Annotated in this window: 19 protein-coding genes; 9 read left to right on the top strand and 10 right to left on the bottom strand. The window is 66.6% G+C overall.

Features of this window, described 5'->3' with window-relative positions:
• The first annotated feature begins 103 nt into the window (after positions 1–103).
• The 4 genes from ACYAF3_RS18855 (at position 104) to ACYAF3_RS18840 (ending at position 3,984) form a co-directional block, all read left to right on the top strand.
• Entirely contained in the window at positions 104–1,471 is a 1,368-nt protein-coding gene (locus tag ACYAF3_RS18855; protein ID WP_003103751.1) for an MFS transporter, read from the top strand.
• A gap of 167 nt (positions 1,472–1,638) precedes the next feature.
• Positions 1,639–2,967, top strand: coding sequence for a mechanosensitive ion channel family protein (locus tag ACYAF3_RS18850; protein WP_003103754.1), 1,329 nt, complete (start codon positions 1,639–1,641; stop codon positions 2,965–2,967).
• Positions 2,968–2,986: 19 nt separating this feature from the next.
• Entirely contained in the window at positions 2,987–3,529 is a 543-nt protein-coding gene (locus ACYAF3_RS18845) for a dihydrofolate reductase family protein (RefSeq protein WP_003103756.1), read from the top strand.
• Positions 3,526–3,984: an NUDIX hydrolase gene (locus tag ACYAF3_RS18840; protein ID WP_003103758.1), complete on the top strand. Its 459-nt coding sequence runs from the start codon at positions 3,526–3,528 to the stop codon at positions 3,982–3,984. The genes ACYAF3_RS18845 and ACYAF3_RS18840 overlap by 4 nt, the downstream gene beginning before the upstream one ends.
• Positions 3,985–4,104: 120 nt before the next feature.
• Here ACYAF3_RS18840 and ACYAF3_RS18835 read toward each other — a convergent pair whose 3' ends face one another.
• Positions 4,105–5,799, bottom strand: a complete 1,695-nt coding sequence (locus ACYAF3_RS18835) for an NAD-dependent malic enzyme (RefSeq protein ID WP_003103761.1) — start codon at positions 5,797–5,799, stop codon at positions 4,105–4,107.
• Positions 5,800–6,255: 456 nt separating this feature from the next.
• On the opposite strand from ACYAF3_RS18835, the gene ACYAF3_RS18830 reads away from it, so the two are divergent.
• Positions 6,256–6,852, top strand: coding sequence for a C40 family peptidase (locus ACYAF3_RS18830; protein WP_003103763.1), 597 nt, complete (start codon positions 6,256–6,258; stop codon positions 6,850–6,852).
• 20 nt (positions 6,853–6,872) lie between these two features.
• Here ACYAF3_RS18830 and rarD read toward each other — a convergent pair whose 3' ends face one another.
• The 9 genes from rarD to apbC all read right to left on the bottom strand — a co-directional run bounded on the left by rarD (position 6,873) and on the right by apbC (position 15,738).
• A complete protein-coding gene (gene rarD, locus ACYAF3_RS18825; protein WP_003103767.1) occupies positions 6,873–7,772 on the bottom strand; it encodes an EamA family transporter RarD in 900 nt (299 codons plus the stop codon).
• Positions 7,769–8,629, bottom strand: a complete 861-nt coding sequence (locus tag ACYAF3_RS18820) for a carboxylate/amino acid/amine transporter (protein WP_003092000.1) — start codon at positions 8,627–8,629, stop codon at positions 7,769–7,771. The genes rarD and ACYAF3_RS18820 overlap by 4 nt, the downstream gene beginning before the upstream one ends.
• 93 nt (positions 8,630–8,722) lie before the next feature.
• Positions 8,723–9,529: a cyclohexadienyl dehydratase gene (pheC, locus tag ACYAF3_RS18815; protein ID WP_003092003.1), complete on the bottom strand. Its 807-nt coding sequence runs from the start codon at positions 9,527–9,529 to the stop codon at positions 8,723–8,725.
• Between the two features lie 154 nt (positions 9,530–9,683).
• On the bottom strand, positions 9,684–10,289 hold the full coding sequence (gene rhlI, locus ACYAF3_RS18810) for an acyl-homoserine-lactone synthase RhlI (protein ID WP_003111059.1): 606 nt from the start codon (positions 10,287–10,289) through the stop codon (positions 9,684–9,686).
• 180 nt (positions 10,290–10,469) lie between these two features.
• Positions 10,470–11,195 (bottom strand): quorum sensing system transcriptional regulator RhlR, encoded by a 726-nt coding sequence (gene rhlR / locus ACYAF3_RS18805; protein WP_003119559.1) that lies wholly within the window; start codon positions 11,193–11,195, stop codon positions 10,470–10,472.
• Between the two features lie 124 nt (positions 11,196–11,319).
• Entirely contained in the window at positions 11,320–12,600 is a 1,281-nt protein-coding gene (locus ACYAF3_RS18800; RefSeq protein ID WP_003092007.1) for a glycosyltransferase, read from the bottom strand.
• Between the two features lie 65 nt (positions 12,601–12,665).
• Positions 12,666–13,553 carry a 3-(3-hydroxydecanoyloxy)decanoate synthase gene (gene rhlA, locus ACYAF3_RS18795; protein WP_003092013.1) on the bottom strand — a complete coding sequence of 296 codons (888 nt, stop codon included), beginning with the start codon at positions 13,551–13,553 and terminating at the stop codon, positions 12,666–12,668.
• 423 nt (positions 13,554–13,976) lie between these two features.
• On the bottom strand, positions 13,977–14,543 hold the full coding sequence (dcd, locus tag ACYAF3_RS18790) for a dCTP deaminase (RefSeq protein ID WP_003092017.1): 567 nt from the start codon (positions 14,541–14,543) through the stop codon (positions 13,977–13,979).
• Positions 14,544–14,643: 100 nt separating this feature from the next.
• Positions 14,644–15,738 carry an iron-sulfur cluster carrier protein ApbC gene (gene apbC / locus ACYAF3_RS18785; RefSeq protein ID WP_003092020.1) on the bottom strand — a complete coding sequence of 365 codons (1,095 nt, stop codon included), beginning with the start codon at positions 15,736–15,738 and terminating at the stop codon, positions 14,644–14,646.
• A 130-nt stretch (positions 15,739–15,868) separates the two neighbouring features.
• Between apbC and metG the strand changes: the two genes are divergently transcribed.
• The 4 genes from metG (at position 15,869) to tsi3 (ending at position 20,483) form a co-directional block, all read left to right on the top strand.
• Entirely contained in the window at positions 15,869–17,902 is a 2,034-nt protein-coding gene (gene metG / locus ACYAF3_RS18780) for a methionine--tRNA ligase (protein ID WP_017001839.1), read from the top strand.
• A 33-nt stretch (positions 17,903–17,935) separates the two neighbouring features.
• Positions 17,936–18,736: a DUF4349 domain-containing protein gene (locus tag ACYAF3_RS18775; RefSeq protein WP_003103776.1), complete on the top strand. Its 801-nt coding sequence runs from the start codon at positions 17,936–17,938 to the stop codon at positions 18,734–18,736.
• Between the two features lie 86 nt (positions 18,737–18,822).
• Positions 18,823–20,049, top strand: coding sequence for a type VI secretion system effector muramidase Tse3 (gene tse3 / locus ACYAF3_RS18770; protein ID WP_003092026.1), 1,227 nt, complete (start codon positions 18,823–18,825; stop codon positions 20,047–20,049).
• Positions 20,046–20,483: a T6SS effector muramidase immunity protein Tsi3 gene (tsi3, locus tag ACYAF3_RS18765; protein ID WP_003113900.1), complete on the top strand. Its 438-nt coding sequence runs from the start codon at positions 20,046–20,048 to the stop codon at positions 20,481–20,483. Before tse3 ends, tsi3 begins: the two co-directional genes overlap by 4 nt.
• Positions 20,484–20,542: the final 59 nt, after the last annotated feature.

The raw sequence follows: 20,542 nt of genomic DNA, 5'->3' as shown, positions 1-20,542 counted from the left end.
GCCGGCGTCGCAATCGGCTCGACGCCGGGTCGCCGCCAGGCAAGCACGGCGCGGGCGGCGATCGCAGACTCGTTCGACGCCCGCCGCCCAGAGGAACCAGGTCATGCCCGACGCGCCCGCATCCGCCGCCGAACGCCTCGAACGGCTGCCGCTGAGTCCATATCACCGACTGGTCTTCGTGATCATCGCGCTGGCGTTCTTCTTCGACTCGATGGACCTGGCGATGATGACCTTCCTGCTCGGCTCGATCAAAGCCGAGTTCGGGCTCGACTCGGCGCAGGCCGGGCTGCTGGCCAGCTCGAGCTTCTTCGGCATGGTGATCGGCGCGGCCCTGTCGGGCATGCTCGCCGACCGCTTCGGGCGCAAGCCGGTATTCCAGGCCAGCATCGTGCTCTGGGGCCTGGCCAGCTACCTGTGCTCCACCGCCGGCGACCTCGACAGCCTGACCTACTACCGGGTATTGCTGGGGATCGGCATGGGGATGGAGTTTCCCATCGCCCAGTCGCTGCTGTCGGAGATGATCCCGGCCAGCCGCCGCGGCAAGTACATTGCGCTGATGGACGGCTTCTGGCCGCTGGGCTTCGTCGCTGCCGGCTGCCTGTCCTACTTCCTGCTGCCGCTGACCGGCTGGCGCAGCATTTTCCTGGTGCTGGCGCTGCCGGCGGTGTTCGTCCTCGCCATCCGCTTCCTGATTCCCGAGTCGCCGCGCTGGCTGGAGCAGGCCGGCCGGCGCGAACAGGCGGACCGGGTATTGCGCGACATAGAAGCACGGGTGATGCGTTCGCTGGGCCTGTCCGAACTGCCGCCGCCGCTGCGCCAGCCGCAGCGGGAACGCAGCCGTCCGGGCTTCTTCAGCGCCTTCGCCGAACTCTGGTCGCCCGCCTACCGGCGCCGCACCCTGACCGTCTGGGGCCTGTGGTTCTTCGCCCTGCTCGGTTTCTACGGCCTGACCTCCTGGCTCAGCGCGCTGCTCCAGCAATCCGGCTTCGCCGTCACCCAGTCGGTGTACTACACGGTGCTGATTTCGCTGGCCGGGATACCCGGCTTCCTCTGCGCGGCCTGGCTGGTGGAAAGCTGGGGCCGCAAGCCGAGCTGCGTGCTGATGCTCCTCGGCGGCGGCGCGATGGCCTACGCCTACGGCCAGACCGCGGTGTTCGGCGGCAGCCTGGCACTGCTGATCGGCTTCGGCCTGGCCATGCAGTTCTTCCTGTTCGGCATGTGGGCGGTGCTCTACACCTATACCCCGGAACTCTATCCGACCTCCGCGCGCGCCACCGGCTCGGGCTTCGCCTCGGCGGTCGGGCGGATCGGCTCGCTGCTCGGCCCGCTGGTCACCGGGCTGGTCCTGCCGCTCACCGGCCAGGGCGGGGTGTTCACCCTCGGCGCCCTCTGTTTCGGCGTCGCCGCCCTGGTGGTCTGGGCCTTCGGCATCGAGACCCGCGGGCGCACCCTGGAGGAGCTTGCCGGCTGAGCCCGCGCGTCGGCGGAAAACCTTTGTAGACACGTCGGGGATGCGATCCGGCGCCCGATGGGGCACTCTTGGTTCCTTTGTGCGTTCCCGGCCCCCGCGTCGGGATGTCCGTTCAACCGCGGGGCCGGCCCGTCCCCCCCGCCCGCAACAAAGGAAGTCGCCTGTCCATGGACTCCACATCCCTTCTCGACCAGCTCTCCGGGTACTGGTCGGCGCTCGACCAACACCCTATCCTGCACGCCGGCCTGGCCTTCGGCCTGCTGCTGGTGGGCGCCCTGATCCTCGGCCGGGTGGCCCGCTACATCGTCCTCTACGCCGCCAACCTGCTCGCCCGCCAGCCCGCGCTGCACTGGCTCGGCGACCTGATCCGCAACAAGGTGTTCCAGCGCCTGGCGCAGACCACGCCCTCGCTGCTGGTGCAATTCGGCCTGCCATGGATCCCGGAGATGCCGGACAAGGCCGCGCACTTCCTCGGCAACCTGGCACTGGCCTTCACCGTGCTGTTCCTGATCCTCGCCCTCACCGCGCTGCTGAATGCCCTGCTGGACATCTACGCGCGTACCGAGCACGCCCGCACCCGTTCGATCAAGGGCTACGTGCAACTGGCGAAGATCGCCGTGTTCGTGTTCGGCGCGATCATCATCGTCTCGATCATCATCGACCGCTCGCCGCTCCTGCTGCTGTCCGGCCTCGGCGCGATGTCGGCGGTCCTCCTGCTGGTCTACAAGGACACCCTGATGTCCTTCGTCGCCAGCGTGCAGCTCACCAGCAACGACATGCTGCGGGTCGGCGACTGGATCGAGATGCCGCAGGTCGGCGCCGACGGCGACGTGGTGGACATCACCCTGTACACCGTGAAGGTGCAGAACTTCGACAAGACCATCGTCTCGGTGCCGACCTGGCGCCTGATGTCGGAGTCGTTCAAGAACTGGCGCGGCATGCAGCAGTCCGGCGGACGGCGGATCAAGCGGGCGATCTACGTCGACTCCAGCCAGGTGCGTTTCCTCGACGAGAAGGAAGAGCGGCGCCTGAGCCAGGTGCGCCTGCTCACCGAATACATGGCCCGCAAGCAGACCGAGTTGCAGGAGTGGAATGCCGCCAACGGCGGGGTCGCCCCGCTGGCCGCCAACCGCCGCCGGCTGACCAACATCGGTACGTTCCGCGCCTACGCCCTCGCCTACCTGCAGAACCACCCGGACATCCATCCGCACATGACCTGCATGGTCCGCCAGTTGCAGCCGACAGCCCAGGGCATCCCGCTGGAGATATACTGCTTCACCCGCACCACCGCCTGGGTCGACTACGAGCGCATCCAGGGCGACGTGTTCGACTACCTGCTGGCGGTGATGCCGGAGTTCGGCCTCGGCGCCTACCAGCAACCCAGCGGCCAGGACCTGCGCCAGGGGCTGCAGGGCATGCTCGAAGGGCGTGACGCCGAGGCCCGTTCGTTCGAGGCGTTGGCCGCACCGAGCCGCAGCGACGAAGCCACTGTCTGAAGCGAGGGGAGCGCCGTCCATGAAACCGCACCTGATCTACTACGTCGCCACCAGCCTGGACGGCTTCATCGCCCGTCCCGACGGTAGCGTCGACTGGCTCGACCGTTTCGCCGAGGGCGGCAACGACCATGGCTACAACGGCTTCTACCAGGGCATCGACGGGCTGCTGATGGGCCGCGGCACCTACGATATCGTGCGCGGCTTCGGCGACTGGCCGTATCCGGGCAAGCCCTGCCAGGTGCTCACCCGCAATCCCCGGGAGAGCGCGGTGGAAGGCGTCGAGTTGCGCCATGACACGCCCCAGGAAGGCCTCGCACGCCTCGGCGAACAGGGCTGCCGGCGGGTCTGGCTGGCCGGCGGCGGCAGCCTCGCCGGTAGTTGCCTGGCGGCCGGGCTGCTCGACGAGGTGATCGTCAGCGTCATTCCGCAGCTGCTCGGCGCCGGCATCCCGCTGTTCGCCGGCGGCCGCGAGCGGCGCCTGCAACTGCTGGAACAACATGGCTACAACAGCGGCATCGTACAGATGCGCTACCAGGTGATCGCCGAGGACGACCCGCAATGACCGACAACCTGCTGAGCATTTCCGCCGCCTGCCTGTTCGACGACCAGGGCAACCTGTTGCTGGTGCGCAAGCGCGGCACCCAGGCCTTCATGCTCCCGGGCGGCAAGCGCGAGCCGGGCGAAACGCCCCTCGCCGCGCTACAGCGCGAACTGCTGGAGGAACTGTGCCTGCCGATGGGCGCCTCGACCTTCGAGCACCTCGGCAGCTTCCAGGCGCCGGCGGCCAACGAGGCGAACACCCGCGTCGATGCCGATATCTACGTCGCCCGCTTGCCCCACGCCGTCTGTGCGCAGGCGGAGCTGGAGGAACTGGCCTGGCTGGTCCCCGGCCAAGCGCAGCCGGACAATCTCGCGCCGCTGCTGCGCGATCATGTCCTGCCGGCCCTGGCGCGGCGCGCGGCGGAAAACCCGGAAACCCAGGCCGAACACCGGACGCGCCCCGATCATGTGCGCTAGCGCTAGCGCTACCGTCAACGAAAAAGGCCACCTCGGGGTGGCCTTTTCGCGTTCTCGCACCGATCGCGCGGAATATCGGCGGTTAACGCCTCTCCCCCGTGCGCAGCCTGCGGCAGAGCCTCAGAACGAAGTCCGGCGGTAGGCACGGTAGCGCGGGAACCAGAAGTTCGCCTCGATGGCGTCGTTCAGTACCTCGTCGCTGGTATGCAGGGCCTTGCCCTCGGCCTGGGCCTGCTTGGCCACGGCGACGGCGATGCGCTTGCTGACCTCGCGGATGTCGCCCAGCGCCGGCAACACGGCGCCCTCGCCCTGGGTAACGATCGGCGAGCAGTTGGCCAGGGCGTTGGCCGCGGCCATCAGCATGCCTTCGGTGACCCGGTTGGCCCGCGCGGCGATCACCCCCAGGCCGATGCCGGGGAAGATATAGGCGTTGTTGCACTGGGCGATGGGAATCCGCTTGTCGCCCACCTGCACCGGTTGGAACGGGCTACCGGTGGCGACCAGCGCCTGGCCGTCGGTCCAGTTGAGGATTTCCTGCGGAGTCGCCTCGACCCGCGAGGTCGGGTTGGACAGCGGCATCACCAGCGGCTGCTTGCAATGGCTGTGCAGCTCACGGATGACCTCTTCGGAAAACAGCCCGCGCTGCCCGGAGACGCCGATCAGCACCGTCGGCCGGGCATTGCGGATCACTTCCAGCAACGCCAGGTCGTCGCCCTGCTGGCCGCCCCAGGCACCGAGATCGGCGCGCTTCTGCGCCAGGCGGTGCTGGAAGTCGAGCAGGTTGCTCATGTCGTCGGTGAGCAGGCCCCAGCGGTCGACCATGAAGATGCGCCGACGCGCCTGGGCCTCGTCCAGGCCCTCCAGTTGCATGGCGGCGATGATCTGTTCGGCGATGCCGCAACCGGCGGAGCCGGCGCCGACGAAGGTCACGGTCTGCTCGCTGAGCTTCTCGCCCTTGGCCTTGCAAGCCGCCAGCAGGGTGCCCACGGCCACCGCGGCGGTGCCCTGGATGTCGTCGTTGAAGCAGCACAGCTCGTCCTTGTAGCGCTCCAGCAACGGCATGGCATTGGTCTGGGCGAAGTCCTCGAATTGCAGCAGGACGTTGGGCCAGCGGCGCTTGATCGCCTGGATGAACAGGTCGACGAACTCCTCGTACTGCGCCCCGCTCACCCGCTCGTGGCGCCAGCCCATGTACATCGGGTCGTTGAGCAGGTCCGGGTTGTTGGTGCCGACGTCCAGCACCACCGGCAGGGTGTAGGCCGGGCTGATACCGCCGCAGGCGGTGTACAGCGACAGCTTGCCGATCGGGATGCCCATCCCGCCGATGCCCTGGTCGCCGAGGCCGAGGATCCGCTCGCTGTCGGTGACCACCACGATCTTCACGTTGTTCTTGGTGGCGCTGCGCAGGATGTCGTCGATCCGCTCGCGGTCCGGGTAGGAGATGAACAGGCCGCGGTGGGTCCGGTAGATCTTCGAGAACTCCTGGCAGGCCTGGCCGACCGTGGGGGTGTAGATGATCGGCATCATTTCTTCCAGGTGCTCCTCGAGCAGGCGGAAGAACAGGGTCTCGTTGTTGTCCTGGATCGAGCGCAGGAAGATGTGGCGGTCCAGATCGGTGTTGCACAGGTTGTACTGGCTGTAGGCGCGCTCGGTCTGCTCCTCGATGGTCTCGATGTTGTGCGGCAGCAGGCCCTGCAGGTTGAAATCGATGCGTTCCTGGGTACTGAACGCGCTGCCTTTGTTCAGCAGCGGCATCTCCAGCAGCGATGGGCCGGCATGGGGAACGTACAAGGGACGCTTGGCTGTTTCGGTCATATCTGGACTCGCTTCTACGGGCTTCACTCGGGTACGGGGAACACGAACATACCCCCGGCGCAGAGGCTTTCCAAGGCCACGGCGAACAACAGGTCATTGCCGGACCCGCAAGTATCGCCACTTGCACGGCGAAACCGGCGCGTCACATCCGGAACCGATCATTCGACGAATGGTCAGAAGGCCGGCGTCAAAATAGGTCACAATAGCCGCCGCTTTCGTAGGGGAATACGCTGGGAACGCCGATGAGTCCCCGATTTTCCTTCGTTAAGCCCGTTATCGCCGGGACAACCTGAATGCATCCAGGCCCGGAAGCAGTTGGCCGTTTCGTTTGACGGCCTGGTCGGAAGAGTCAGGAGGGCTCGTTCCGGTCACCCAGAAGACACTCCGATGAACAGAGAGTAACCACGAACCAGCGGAAGCCTGGACCGTTATTCACGCACGCGAAGACATGCCGAAATGCGTTCACCCTTTTTGACATGCCTGTCTGTAGGCTTCGCGGCCCTTCTGGCCGCCCTCTCGACGCCCAGCCTGGCTTCCAACCAGGTCACCCACACCTTCAAGCCGTCGAAGAATTCCACCCTGTCGCCCAGCCGGGTCGTCAGCACCCGCCAGTCCGCCAACCGCTCGGTGGTCGCGGCCGCCGCTTCCGAAGTCACCGACCGCGCCTTCAGCATGATCGGCACCCCCTACCGCTGGGGCGGCACCACGCCGAAGAAAGGCTTCGATTGCAGCGGCCTGGTCAACTATGTGTTCCAGGACGTCGACGACGTCGACCTGCCGCGGACCGCCCGCGCCATCTACAACATGGACAACAACAAGGTCTCCCGCGGCAAGCTGCAACCGGGCGACCTGGTGTTCTTCCGGATCCGCAGCCGCAGCGTCGACCACGTCGGCATCTACGTCGGCAACGACCGCTTCGTGCACGCGCCGCGGCGCGGCAAGAAGGTCCGCGTCTCCGACCTCAACAGCAGCTACTGGAAACGCCACTACCTGGCCGGCAAGCGCATCCTGCCGACCACCCTCGCCCAGGTCGAAAGCACCCGCAAGCGCTGATTCCGGCGCCTGCGGCTCGCTCAGATGCCCCGCCGCGCCTGTTTCCTCAGCAGGCGCGCGCTGTCCCAGCCGGTCAACAGCACCGCCAGCCAGATCGGCGCGTAGGTCCATAGCTGCTCGGGACGGAACGCCTCGCCGAGGAACAGTACCGCCACCAGGAACAGCAGCACCGGTTCGACGTAGCTGAGAATCCCGAACAGCCCCATCGGCAGCAGCCGGCTGGAAGCCATCATCGCGCCGAAGGCCAGCGCGCTGATCAGCCCCAGCATCGGCAGCAGCAGCCACAGGCGCGGCGCCTCGCGGAAGGCCTGGCTCTCGTCGCCCAGCCAGTACAGCGCGGCCAACGCCAGCGGCAGCAGGAAGAGCATCTCGAAGACGAACCCGGACAGCGCGTCCACGCCCATCCTGCGCCGCAGCATGAAGTACGGGGGATAGCCCAGCGCGGTGACCAGGGAGACCCAGGAGAACGCGCGGGTCAGCCAGAACTCGTGGAGCACCCCGGCCAGCGCGCAGGCCACGGCGATAGCCTGCAGCGGCGTCAGGCGCTCGCCGTAGAACACCCGCCCCACCAGCACCATCGCCAGCGGCAGGAGGAAGTAGCCCAGCGACAGTTCAAGGGTTTTCCCGGCCAACGGCGCCCAGATGAAGATGCCCCATTGCAGCAGCATCATCGCCGCGGTCAGCGGGAAGCAGGCCAGCAGCCAGGGCTCGGCGAACAGCCGGCACCAGGCGGCGCGCAGGGTCGGCCACTGGCGGGTGGCGACGACCAGCAGGAATACCATCGGGATCGACCAGACCACCCGATGCGCCACCACCTGCAGGCTGTCCAGCGGCTCCAGCAGGTGGACGTAGCCCGGCAGGGTAACGAACAGCACCGAGGCGGCCAGCGACAGCAGCACGCCCTGTCCGGAAATCCTCATGCACGCACCTCGCGCCGGCCGAGCCGGTTGACCCACAGCGAAGCGACGATCACCGCGCCGCCCAGGGCCAGGCGCGGCAGGTCGGCGTGCTGGTTCCAGATCAGCAGGTTGAGCAGCAACCCGACCGGCACGTGCAGGTTGTTCATCACCGCCAGGGTACCGGCGTCCACCTCGGTGGCGCCCTTGTTCCACCAGAACTGGCCGAGGGCGGTGGCCAGCAGCCCCATCCATACCAGTACGCCCCATTGCAGCTCGCCGGCCGGCAGGCGCTGCGGATCGCCGAACAGCAGCCAGGCAGGCAACGCCACCAGCAGCGCGCCAACGAAGAAATAACCGAAGCGCTGGCGCTGCGGCAGCTCGGACGGGTACTTGCGCACCAGGCGCTTGTACAGCACCTGGCCGGCGGCGAAGGTGGCGTTGGCCAGTTGCAGCAGCAGGAAGCCCTGGAGGAACTCGCCGGTGATCCCGTCGTAGCGGATGATCGCCGCGCCCAGCACCGCCACCAGCGCGGCGGCCAGGGCCCAGAAGTTGAAGCGGCGGTTGAGCAGGTCGTCGAACAGGGCCACGTGGACCGGCGTCAGCACGGTGAACAGCAGCACCTCGGGCACCGTCAGCACGTTGAAGCTCAGGTACAGGCAGACGTAGGTGATGCCGAACTGCAGCGCGCCGACCAGCATCACCCCGCCGACGAAACGCGGTTCGACGCCGCGCCAGCGGGTCAGCGGGAGAAACACCAGGCCAGCGAGAAGGACCCGGGTAAGCACGGCGAAGTAGCTGTCGACCTGGCCGGCGAGGTACTCGCCGATCAGGTTGAAGGAGAACGCCCAGAGGACGGTGACGAACAGTAGATAACGCATGGACCAGGCACCAGGATGGGGCGCCGACCATAACGTTTTTGCCGCCGCCAAGGAAGGCCGCGCGGGCCCGCGGCCAACCTCGCCGCCCCTGTATTACTTGCCGTGCGCGGTGGGCCAGCGGTATTCGAGCCAGTGCTCCATGCGCTGGCGCAACAAGCCGCTCTGCTCGGCGATGTGCAGCCACTGGTCGACGTAGCGCTTGAAGGCCTCGTCGCGCGGCAGCAGGTAGGCCTTCTCGGCGAAGTCGAAGGGTTGCTGCGGATGCACGGCGCAGAGTTCCGGGTGCAGACGCGACTGCAGGCGGGCCTCGATGGCGTCGGTCATCATCAGGTCGGCCTTGCCGTCGACGATCTGCTGGAAGATCGTCACGTTGTCCGGATGCACCAGGATCCGGGCCTTCTTCAGGTTCGCCCGGGCGAACTTCTCGTTGGTGCCGCCGGGGTTGACGATGGCCGTCACGCCCGGCTGGTCGATCTGCTCCAGGGTCTGGAAACGCGCTTCTTCGCTACAGAGGGTGATCGGCGTCTTGCCGTCGCGCAGGTAGGGAATCGAGAAATACGCCTGGCGCTGGCGCTCCAGGTTGATCGAGATGCCGCTCATGGCGATGTCGAAGCGGTCGTCGGCGAAATCGCGCATCAGGTTCGGCCAACTGGTCGGCACCACTACCAGCTTGGCCCCCAGGCTCTCGGCCAGGCGCTGCGCCATGTCCACATCGAAGCCAGCATAGCCGCCCTCCTCCGTGCGGTAGCTGAAGGGCTTGTAGTCGCCAGTGGTGGCGACGCGCAACACGCCGCTCTCGAGGATGCGGTCGAGGCGGCTCTCCTGCGCCTGGAGGCTGGCGCTGGCCAGCAGCGCAAGGCAGGCCAGGGCCTGGACGAGATGGCGGAATGACTTCGGCATGGCGACTCCTCGGGATGGCGGACCGCAGAGAGACTACGCAAGTCGGCAGCCGCGGCCAAATCCCGGAATGCAGGGGAACGCCCGATGACGCCGGGGCGCGGGCCGAGCATGCGGCAGGAGAAGCGGAAAAAAGTGCGCGAAACGGCTGACGACCTCACACCGCCATCGACAGCGGTACGCCCTGCAGCCATTCCGGGTGGTAGCGCAGCAGCATCTCCAGGCCGCGCTCCTGGTAGGCCGGGAAGCTGATCGCGACCAGCGTCTCGCCCTTGACCTTCTGCGGCGGGCCGAGGCGCTGGAGGATCACGCCGTTGCGAACGAAATAGCGCTCCATGGCCGTGGTGGTCACCGCCACCACCGAACTGGCGCCCAGGTACCAGGCGCATTGCAGGCTGGACCAGAATATCTTCATCGCCAGTTGCGGATCGTCCGCCGCGCTGGCGGCGTAGCGCGAAAGCTCCCATACCGACGGATCGCTGGGCGGGGTTTCGCTGCACAGGTAGGCGAAGACTTCCTTGAGCAGGTAGGCGTCGGTCGTCGGCAACAGGCGGGCGCAACCGCAGATACCCTGGCGGCCCATGGCGACGATGTAGCGGGTTTGCGGATGGTCGAACTGGTCGAACTCCTGGTCGCGGACCCTGGAGGTGGAGACCACGTCCCAGCCCAGCTTCTCGATGAAGACCTGATGCCGGTAGCGTCCCAGCTCGGCGATCATGGCGGCGGAAAGCCCTTCCAGCGATTCAGAGAGCAATTCGATCATGACCAAGTCCCCGTGTCGTGCCGGCCGAGAAAAAAAAGGCGGCATCCCTACCCTGATACTCCTGGGCCCTCTCAGTCGGAGGACATACCAGCACACACATGAGGGGGAAGACTAAAGGAGGATGAACGGCAGGCAACCTGCCAGATCTGGTAGGGCGCGCCGGCCGGCGCGCCCTACGCTTCAGATGAGGCCCAGCGCCGCGGCGTAGGCGGCAGCCAGCGTCTTGTTCGGCGCGTCGAACTTCTTCTGGATGTTCTTGTGGTGGAAGTTCACCGTGCTCTCGGAAATGCTCAGGATGATGGCGATTTCCCCGGAGCTCTTGCCGTCGGCGGTCCATTGCAGGATCTCGCGTTCGCGATGGCTCAGGCAGACCGGGTTGGACATCAGCATCGGATGCTCCAGGTCGGTCAGCTTCTGGGTCAGCAACTCGATCATGCAACGCAGCCGCAGGCGGATTTCCTCGCGCTCGAAGCTGGAGATGTTCTGCTGGTCGCGCGCCACGGAAAGCACGCTGAGCAAATTGTTCGGCGCGCGGATCGGCAGGGTCGCGCCGACACAGAGGCCCCAATCGCGAGCCTCGTTCCAGAGCATCCGGCTCTGGTCGAACAGGCTGTCGCTCCAGACCACCATTTCCGAGGAGCGCAGGCCGTTGAGGATCGCCGGATCCACGGCCCCGTAGTTCTGCATCTGGTATCGCTCCAGCCAGGCCTTGGGATAGGTGCCATGGACCTCGGTCTTCGGCCGGGTGAAGGGAATCGTGTGGCGCACGCCATAGGCGTAGTAATCGAAGCCCAGGCGCCGCACTTCCTTTTCCAGGACGGCGAACACGCCCTGGCTGTCGTGGATCGGCTGCATCTCGCTACGCAAACCGTCCCACCACAGCAAAAAGCCTCCGTCATTCCTCATTGCAGTAAGCCCTGATCGATAAAATGCATCACAGCAGAATTGGCCCGGGGTATGACGCTGTCAAGCGCGCAGCCTTGCCGATACGGCAAAATCATGGCAACCCTATCTGTTATGCCAGCACCGTTCAGGACGCAGCCTTCAGCCATCGAGCATCCCCCTCCCTATGACAACGTTCGACCACCTGGGCCGCTTTACCGCAAGCGATACTGTGCGGTTGTGACAATTCCATGAAACGCCGACAGGCCGCCGCCATGGCCGGGTCCTCGAGCAAGCGCCACAGCGCCCCGCGCAACTCCTGCTCGCGCAACGGCACGCCCAGGCGCATCCCGCAGCCGAGCCGGACCAGCCGTTCGGCATTGTCGAACTGGTCGTGGGCGCAGGGCAGCAGCACCTGCGGCACCCCCGCCGCCAAGGCCAGGCTCATGGCGCCGATACCGCCCGGATGGACCAGCCCGGCGCACGATGGCAGCAAGGCTCCCAGTGGCGCGTAGGCGCGCTGCAGCACGTGGTTCGGCAAGCCGCGCAGCGGTTCCTGGCCGGCGCCGGTGAGGAAGATCCCACGCGCGCCGAGGCGTTCCAGCGCGCGCAGGGCCATGGCGTAGAAGTCGCCCTGCAGGTGTTCGGTCGAGCCCTGGGTGAACACCAGCGGCCGGCTGCCCTGATCGAGAAAGCGTTGCAGTTCGTCGTCGAGCGGGGTCCCCGGGATACTGCCGTCGAACAGCGGGAAGCCGGTCATGTGCAGGGGTTGCGGCCAATCCTGCTGGGGCGGCGCGAACCAGGCCGGGAACAGGCAGACCACGCCCTGCGGTGAATGCATCCATTGGGTGAAGATGCGCTTCACCGGCGTCTCCAGGCCGACCTTGCGGCGCACCGCGTTGATCTCCGGCGCGCAGGTGCGATCCAGCTTGAAGCGCTCGATGCAGCGCCAGAGCAGCTTGCGCATCGCCAGCGGCATCTGCTCGGGCACGTTGAACTTGGGGTGTACCGGCGGCAGGTGCGCCGACAACAAGGTCGATGGCGAGACCTGCGCGGACAGGTAGGGAATCCCGTACTTCTCGTGAGCGATGCGTGCGCCCAGCGCCCAGAGCGAGCCGACCACCACGATGTCGTCATGGCGCTGCGCCGAGACGTACTCGTAGACCGGCTCGATCATCCCGGCGATGGCTTGCCAGAGCACGCCGAAGGACGTCTTGGGGTCCCACAGGCGCGGATCGCCCATGGTCCGGCGGTAGGTCAGTTCGTCGCTCAGCGGGACGAACGCGATGCCGTGCTGCTCCACCGCGTCGCGAAACACCGGGATGGTGCAGAGGCTCACGCGGTGCCCGCGCAATTTCAGGGTCCGGGCCAAGCCGATGAAGGGAAATACGTCGCCGGCCGAGCCGATGGCGATGAGGATGGCGTGCATGGGGCTACTCCGTGCGTTATGCAACCGCAAAGCCCGGCCAGGCCGGGTCTTCGCAGGTCAAGGGTTCAGGCGTAGCCGATGGCCATCTCGTGGAATCCCGCCGCGCGTTCCGCCCGCTGCGGCTCCGGTTGCTTCAGCAGGTGCTCGAGCAGGGCGCGGTGCACGCGTACCGCGGCCAGCTTGGACTCCAGGTCGAGGAAATGCCCGGTGCCCTCCACCCGCGAGAAACTGCAGTGCGGCAGGTAGTCGCGGAACTGGCGGGCGTCCTCGGCGGTGGTGTATTCGTCCCAGCTGCCGTTGATGAAATGCACGTGGCTCTGGATCCGCTCCAGGCAAGCCAGGTAGCCCCGATCGTTGAGCGCCAGCACCTGGTCGATGTGAAAGCGCGCCTGTTCGTATTCGCCGGTGGCCAGCGAAGCCATGTGCTGATGGTTGCTGGCTTTCAGGCGCGGCGGCAGGTATTTGCCGACGGTCTCGTTGAGCAGATGGCCGATCGCCGACTTGTCGTCCAGCTCGATCAGCGCCTGCGCCCGCCCGACGTAGTCGAGCATCGCCTGGTTCAGTCCAGGGGCGAATGCCATCACCACCGAGCTGCGGATGCCGCGCGGATTGCGCGACAGCGCCAGCAGCGTGGAGATGCCGCCCCAGGACGCGGAGACCAGGTGATTGACCTCGAAGCGCTCGATCAGCGCCAGGAGGATTTCCACCTCGTCGTCCTTGGTGATCAACCCGCGCTGCGGGTTGTGCTGACGCGACTGCCCGGCGAAGGGCAGGTCGAACAGCACCACGTTGAAATGTTCGGCCAGGCACTTGCAGGTCCGGGCGAACGAGGCGGTGGTCGCCATCGCGCCGTTGACCAGCATCACCGTGCTGCGCCCGGGATCCTGCCCAACGCGCTCGACATGTACCCGCAGGCCCTTGCAAACCGATACCAACAGACTTTCGCGCCGCATTTCACACCTCCCAAAAATTTTCGAACAGGCAAACAGCTATCGCTGCCACGGGTATCCCGGCATTACGTAGAGTTCGTTCTTATTGTTCGAACGGCAGACAAGTAACTCAGCGGCCATCCGCGCGGACCAGCCACGGCGGATGCGTACCCCTTCAGGCGAGGGGCTTGTGTGGGTCTTGCAGATCGGCCTGCGCAAACGATTGGCGTCCGTGTTCACGCGTAGCCGATGAACACTTTTTAGCCAATTCGAAAGCTAACGGTAACTGCCAGATTTCACAGGACGGGCGGCCGCCTGCGCATAAGCCCCTGCCCGCCCGCGATAAGGCGTGCCAGAGCGGCCGGCGGGGAACAGCGAGGGGTTGGCGGAAAAGGCATGAAAAAACCGGGCGCCAGGCCCGGTTTCCGGTGTCGAAACGCTCTGGCGTCAGGCTTTTGGCAGGGTCACGCCGCGCTGGCCCTGGTATTTGCCGCCACGGTCCTTATAGGACACTTCGCAGGCCTCGTCGGATTGCAGGAAGAGCATCTGCGCCACGCCTTCGTTGGCGTAGATCTTCGCCGGCAGGTTGGTGGTATTGGAGAACTCGAGGGTCACATGGCCTTCCCACTCCGGCTCCAGCGGGGTGACGTTGACGATGATGCCGCAACGCGCGTAGGTGCTCTTGCCCAGGCAGATGGTCAGGACGTCGCGCGGGATGCGGAAGTACTCGACGGTGCGCGCCAGAGCGAAGGAGTTCGGCGGGATGATGCAGACGTCGCTGTTGATGTCGACGAAGCTTTTCTCGTCGAAGTTCTTCGGATCGACCACCGCCGAATGGATGTTGGTGAACACCTTGAACTCGGCGGCGCAGCGCACGTCGTAGCCGTAGCTGGACACCCCGTAGGAAATCACCCGGCTGTCGTCCGCGCCGCGCACCTGGCGCTCGACGAACGGCTCGATCATGCCGTGCTCCTGAGCCATGCGGCGAATCCACTTGTCCGATTTGATGGTCATGGAGGGTGTCCTGTCGAAAGCTGCGAAAAATGATCGCGAATCTTACCGGGGCCGCCGCCCCAGGGCAAAGGCAGCCGTCGCCGACGGCTGCCCGAGCGCCTCAGTCGTCGCTGATGCTGATGTTCGGCAGGCCGACGCTGGCCCGCTCGCTGAGAACGATGCGCGCGCCGACATGGCGGGCGATTTCCTGGTAGAGCATCGCCAGTTGGCTTTCCGGATCGGCGATCACCGTCGGCCGGCCGCTGTCGGCCTGGGTGCGGATGGCGATCGACAGCGGCATGGACGCCAGCAGCTCGACGCCGAACTGCGCCGCCAGCTTCTCGCCGCCGCCCTCGCCGAACAGGTGCTCGGCATGGCCGCAGTTGGAGCAGATATGCACCGCCATGTTCTCCACCACGCCGAGCACCGGGATGTTCACCTTGCGGAACATCTCCACGCCCTTCTTCGCGTCGAGCAGCGCCAGGTCCTGCGGGGTGGTGACGATCACCGCGCCGGCCACCGGCACCTTCTGCGCCAGGGTCAGCTGGATGTCGCCGGTGCCCGGCGGCATGTCCACCACCAGGTAGTCGAGGTTGTCCCAGGCGGTCTGGGTGATCAGTTGGATCAGGGCACCGGAGACCATCGGCCCGCGCCAGACCACCGGCGTGCTGTCGTCGGTGAGGAAGGCCATCGACATCACCTGCACCCCGTGCGCCTCCAGGGGCTCGAACCACTTCTGCTCGCGGACCTTCGGCCGGGTGCCTTCCGGCAGGCCGAACATGATGCCCTGGCTGGGTCCGTAGATGTCCGCGTCGAGGATGCCCACCCGCGCACCCTCGCGGGCCAAGGCCAGGGCCAGGTTGGCGGCGGTGGTGGACTTGCCGACGCCGCCCTTGCCGGAAGCCACCGCGACGATGTTCTTCACGTTGCCCATCACCTCGACCTGCGGCTGTGCCTTGTGCGGCTGGATCACGCAGTCGACCCGGACCTCGGCGCGAGCGACGCCGTCGAGCGCCTCCAGGGCCATTTGCAGGGTTTGCGCCAGGCCGTTTCTGAACAGCCCGGCGGCGTACCCCAGTTCCAGGCGCACCCGCACGCGGTCGCCCTGGATCTCCACCTCGCGCAGGCAGCCGGCGCTGACGGGGTCCTGGTTCAGATAGGGGTCCTGGTACTGGCGGAGGGTGGCTTCCACCGTTTGGCGAGTGATAGCGGACATGGGGGATTTCCTGAGGGTTAAGCGGGGAATCGATGCCGGTCATCCTACCCGAGTGGCGCGCGGATGAAAAAAAACCGCCGCTTCTTTATAGTGACCGATCCGTTTAGCTCTCAGCCGATAAGCCGAACCCATGTCCGAACCACGCAAGATCCTCGTTACCAGCGCCCTCCCCTACGCCAACGGTTCCATTCACCTGGGACACATGCTGGAGTACATCCAGACGGACATGTGGGTGCGCTTCCAGAAGATGCGTGGCAACCAGGCCGTCTACGTCTGCGCCGACGACGCCCACGGTTCGGCGATCATGCTCCGCGCCGAGCGCGAGGGCATCACCTCCGAGCAACTGATCGACGCCGTGCGCGCCGAGCACATGGGCGACTTCGCCGACTTCCTGGTGGACTTCGACAACTACCACTCGACCCACTCGGAAGAGAACCGCGAGCTGTCCAGCGCGATCTACCTGAAACTGCGCGACGCCGGGCACATCGACACCCGCCCGGTGACCCAGTACTTCGACCCGGAAAAGCAGATGTTCCTCGCCGACCGCTTCATCAAGGGCTCCTGCCCGAAGTGCGGCACCGCCGACCAGTACGGCGACAACTGCGAGGCCTGCGGCGCGACCTACGCCCCGACCGAACTGAAGGACCCGAAATCGGCGATCTCCGGCGCCACCCCGGTGCTCAAGGAATCGCTGCACTACTTCTTCAAACTGCCGGACTTCGAGGCCATGCTCAAGCAATGGACCCGCAGCGGCGCCCTTCAGGAGTCGGTGGCCAACAAGCTCGCCGAATGGCTGGACAGCGGCCTCCAGCAGTGGGACATCTCGCGTGACGCGCCGTACTTCGGCTTCGAGATTCCCGACGCTCCCGGCAAGTACTTCTACGTCTGGCTGGACGCGCCGATCGGCTACATGGCCAGCTTCAAGAACCTCTGCGCGCGGCGTCCCGAGCTGGACTTCGACGCGTTCTGGGGCAAGGACTCCGGCGCCGAGCTGTACCACTTCATCGGCAAGGACATCGTCAACTTCCACGCGCTGTTCTGGCCGGCCATGCTCGAAGGCGCCGGCTACCGCAAGCCGACCGCGCTGAACGTGCACGGCTACCTGACCGTGAACGGCCAGAAGATGTCCAAGTCGCGCGGCACCTTCGTCAAGGCGCGCACCTACCTCGACCACCTGGACCCGGAATACCTGCGCTACTACTACGCGTCCAAGCTCGGCCGCGGCGTCGAGGACCTCGACCTGAACCTCGAGGACTTCGTGCAGAAGGTCAACTCCGACCTGGTCGGCAAGGTCGTCAACATCGCCAGCCGCTGCGCCGGCTTCATCCACAAGGGCAACGCCGGCGTGCTGGTCGGCGCCGATCCGGCGCCGGAGCTGCTCGCCGCCTTCCGCGAGGCCGCACCGGGCATCGCCGAGGCCTATGAGGCCCGCGACTTCAATCGCGCCATGCGCGAGATCATGGCCCTCGCCGACCGCGCCAACGCCTGGATCGCCGAACAGGCGCCCTGGGCGCTGGCCAAGCAGGAAGGCCAGCAGGACAAGGTCCAGGCCGTCTGCGGCCTGGGCATCAACCTGTTCCGCCAGTTGGTGATCTTCCTCAAGCCGGTGCTGCCGAAGCTGGCCGCCGCCGCCGAAGCCTTCCTCAACGTCGCCCCGCTGACCTGGGCCGACCACCAGACCCTGCTGGCCAACCACCAGTTGAACCCGTTCCAGCCCCTGATGACCCGTATCGAGCCCGCGAAAGTAGAAGCCATGATCGAAGCCTCCAAGGAAGACCTCGCCGCCGCATCCCAACCCGCCGGCAACGGCGAGCTGGTCAAGGAACCCATCGCCGCGGAGATCGACTTCGACGCTTTCGCCGCGGTCGACCTGCGCATCGCCCTGATCGAGAAGTGCGAATTCGTCGAAGGCGCCGACAAGCTGCTGCGCCTGTCGCTGGACATCGGCGACGCGAAGCGTAACGTGTTCTCCGGGATCAAGAGCGCATATCCCGACCCGAGTGCCCTGGAAGGCCGCCTGACGCTCTATGTGGCCAACCTGGCGCCGCGCAAGATGAAGTTCGGGGTGTCCGAGGGCATGGTCCTGGCCGCCGGCCCGGGTGGCGAGGAGATCTACCTGCTGAGTCCGGACAGCGGCGCCAAGCCGGGCCAGCGCGTCAAGTAACGCAGACCACGAAGCCACGGAGGGCTCGATAGAATGAACGCATGGAAGCTTGCCGCCGGCGTCCTGCTGGCGGCGCTCTACGGATGCTCCGCCGAACACGCCGAAAGCGTCTCCGGCAATGCCGGTTTCCAGGGCGAGACGGGCAAACCCGGCACCGCCCTCGCCTACGAACACCGCGTCGGCATCCGCCTTCCCGCCGCGCGTATCGACGCGCAACTCGCCGCCAGCCGCGACGCCTGCAACAGCGAGCGCTTCGGCCAGTGCGACGTGCTCGCCATCGAACAACGCGGCGGTATCGGCCATTACGCCGAACTCACCGTGCGCATCGTCCCGGACGGCGTGGAGAAGCTGGTCGCGGCCGCTGCCCAGGGCGGCACGCTGGAAAGCCGGCAGACCCGCGCCGAGGACCTGGCCCAGGCGGTCGCCGACACCCGCCAGCAACGCGAGCGCCTGCAACGCGAGTACCAGACCCTGCAGCAATACCAGGGGCGCAAGGACATGAGCGTCGGCGACCTGCTGGCCCTGGCCAAGGAAATCGCCGCGGTGGAAGCCCAACTGGCCGACAACGCCCAGGCCGGCGCCCAGCAGCAGCGGCGCATCGCTACCAACCTGCTGACCCTGAGCTTCAGCAGCGAGGCGCAGCCGGACAGCCGCCTCGGCCAGCTCGCCACGGCCGCCGGGCAACTGCTCGACGACCTTGTCGATGGCACCATCGCCGCGATGAAGTTCTTCGCCTACAGCCTGCCGTTCCTCGTCGTGCTGCTGCCGCTGGGCCTGTTGCTGCGCGGCCTGTGGCGCTGGCTGCGGCGGCCCGGCAAGAACGAGGCGCGCTGAGCCCAGGCATACGGGCGGACCGGGAGGGTCCGCTCTTTCGCCCAGGACCGCCTGACGGGCCTGGCAACTCACAAGGAGGAAGACCGATGACCGCCACCAGCGACCTGATCGAGTCACTGATTTCCTATAGCTGGGACGACTGGCAGGTGACCCGCCAGGAAGCCCGCCGGGTGATCGCCGCGATCCGCAACGACAACGTGCCCGATGCGACCATCGCCGCACTCGACAAGAGCGGCTCGCTGATCAAGCTGTTCCAGCGGGTGGGCCCGCCGGAACTGGCGCGCTCGCTGATCGCCAGCATCGCCGGGCGCACCACCATGCAGCGCTACCAGGCACGCAATGCCTTGATCCGCAGCCTGATCAACAATCCCCTGGGCACCCAGACCGACAACTGGATCTACTTCCCCACCATCACTTTCTTCGACATCTGCGCCGACCTCGCCGACGCCGCCGGTCGCCTGGGCTTCGCCGCGGCCGGCGCCACCGGGGTGGCCAGCCAGGCGATCCAGGGTCCGTTCAGCGGGGTCGGCGCCACCGGCGTCAATCCGACCGACCTGCCGTCCATTGCCTTCGGCGACCAGCTCAAGCTGCTCAACAAGGACCCGGCGACCGTCACCAAGTACAGCAACCCGCTCGGCGACCTGGGCGCCTACCTGAGCCAGCTTTCGCCGCAAGACAAGCTGAACCAGGCACAGACGCTGGTCGGCCAGCCGATCAGCACGCTGTTCCCCGACGCCTATCCGGGCAACCCGCCGTCGCGGGCCAAGGTCATGTCCGCGGCCGCGCGCAAATACGACCTGACGCCGCAACTGATCGGCGCGATCATCCTCGCCGAGCAGCGTGACCAGACCCGCGACGAAGACGCCAAGGACTATCAGGCGGCAGTCAGCATCAAGAGCGCCAACACCTCCATCGGCCTCGGCCAGGTGGTGGTCTCCACCGCGATCAAGTACGAGCTGTTCACCGACCTGCTCGGCCAGCCGGTGCGCCGCGGTCTGTCGCGCAAGGCGGTCGCCACCCTGCTGGCTTCCGACGAATTCAACATCTTCGCCACCGCCCGTTACATCCGCTACGTCGCCAACCTCGCGTCGCAACAGGACCTGCGCAAGTTGCCGAAGACCCGCGGCGCATTTCCCTCCATCGATCTCCGCGCCTACGCCGGCAATCCGCGCAACTGGCCGCGGGACAATGTCCGCGCGCTGGCCTCGGAATACACCTCGCGGCCCTGGGACGACAACCTGTCGCCGGGCTGGCCGATGTTCGTCGACGATGCCTACGCCACCTTCCTCGACCCTGGAATGAGGTTCCCATGAAGACAGTCGCCCTGATTCTCGCCAGCCTCGCCCTGCTGGCCTGCACCGCGGAGTCCGGGGTGGACTTCGACAAGACCCTGACCCACCCGAACGGCCTGGTGGTGGAGCGCCCCGTCGGCTTCGACGCGCGGCGCAGCGCCGAGGGCTTCCGCTTCGACGAAGGCGGCAAGCTGCGCAACCCACGCCAACTGGAGGTCCAGCGCCAGGACGCGCCGCCCCCGCCCGACCTGGCGAGCAGGCGCCTGGGCGACGGCGAGGCGCGCTACAAGGTAGAGGAAGACGACGGCGGCTCCGCCGGCAGCGAATACCGCCTGTGGGCAGCCAAGCCGGCGGGCGCGCGGTGGATCGTGGTCAGCGCCAGCGAGCAGAGCGAGGATGGCGAACCGACCTTCGCCCTGGCCTGGGCGCTGCTGGAGCGGGCCAGGTTGCAGTGAGCGCGACCCCGGGAGACGCAACGGCAGTCCGTCTCCCGGTCTTTCGTACGTGTTTGCGC

The sequence above is a fragment of the Pseudomonas sp. TZ252 genome, assembly GCF_056110345.1.
Note: the sequence above shows the minus strand (reverse complement) of the source record. Positions and strands in the feature narration are given on the sequence as shown.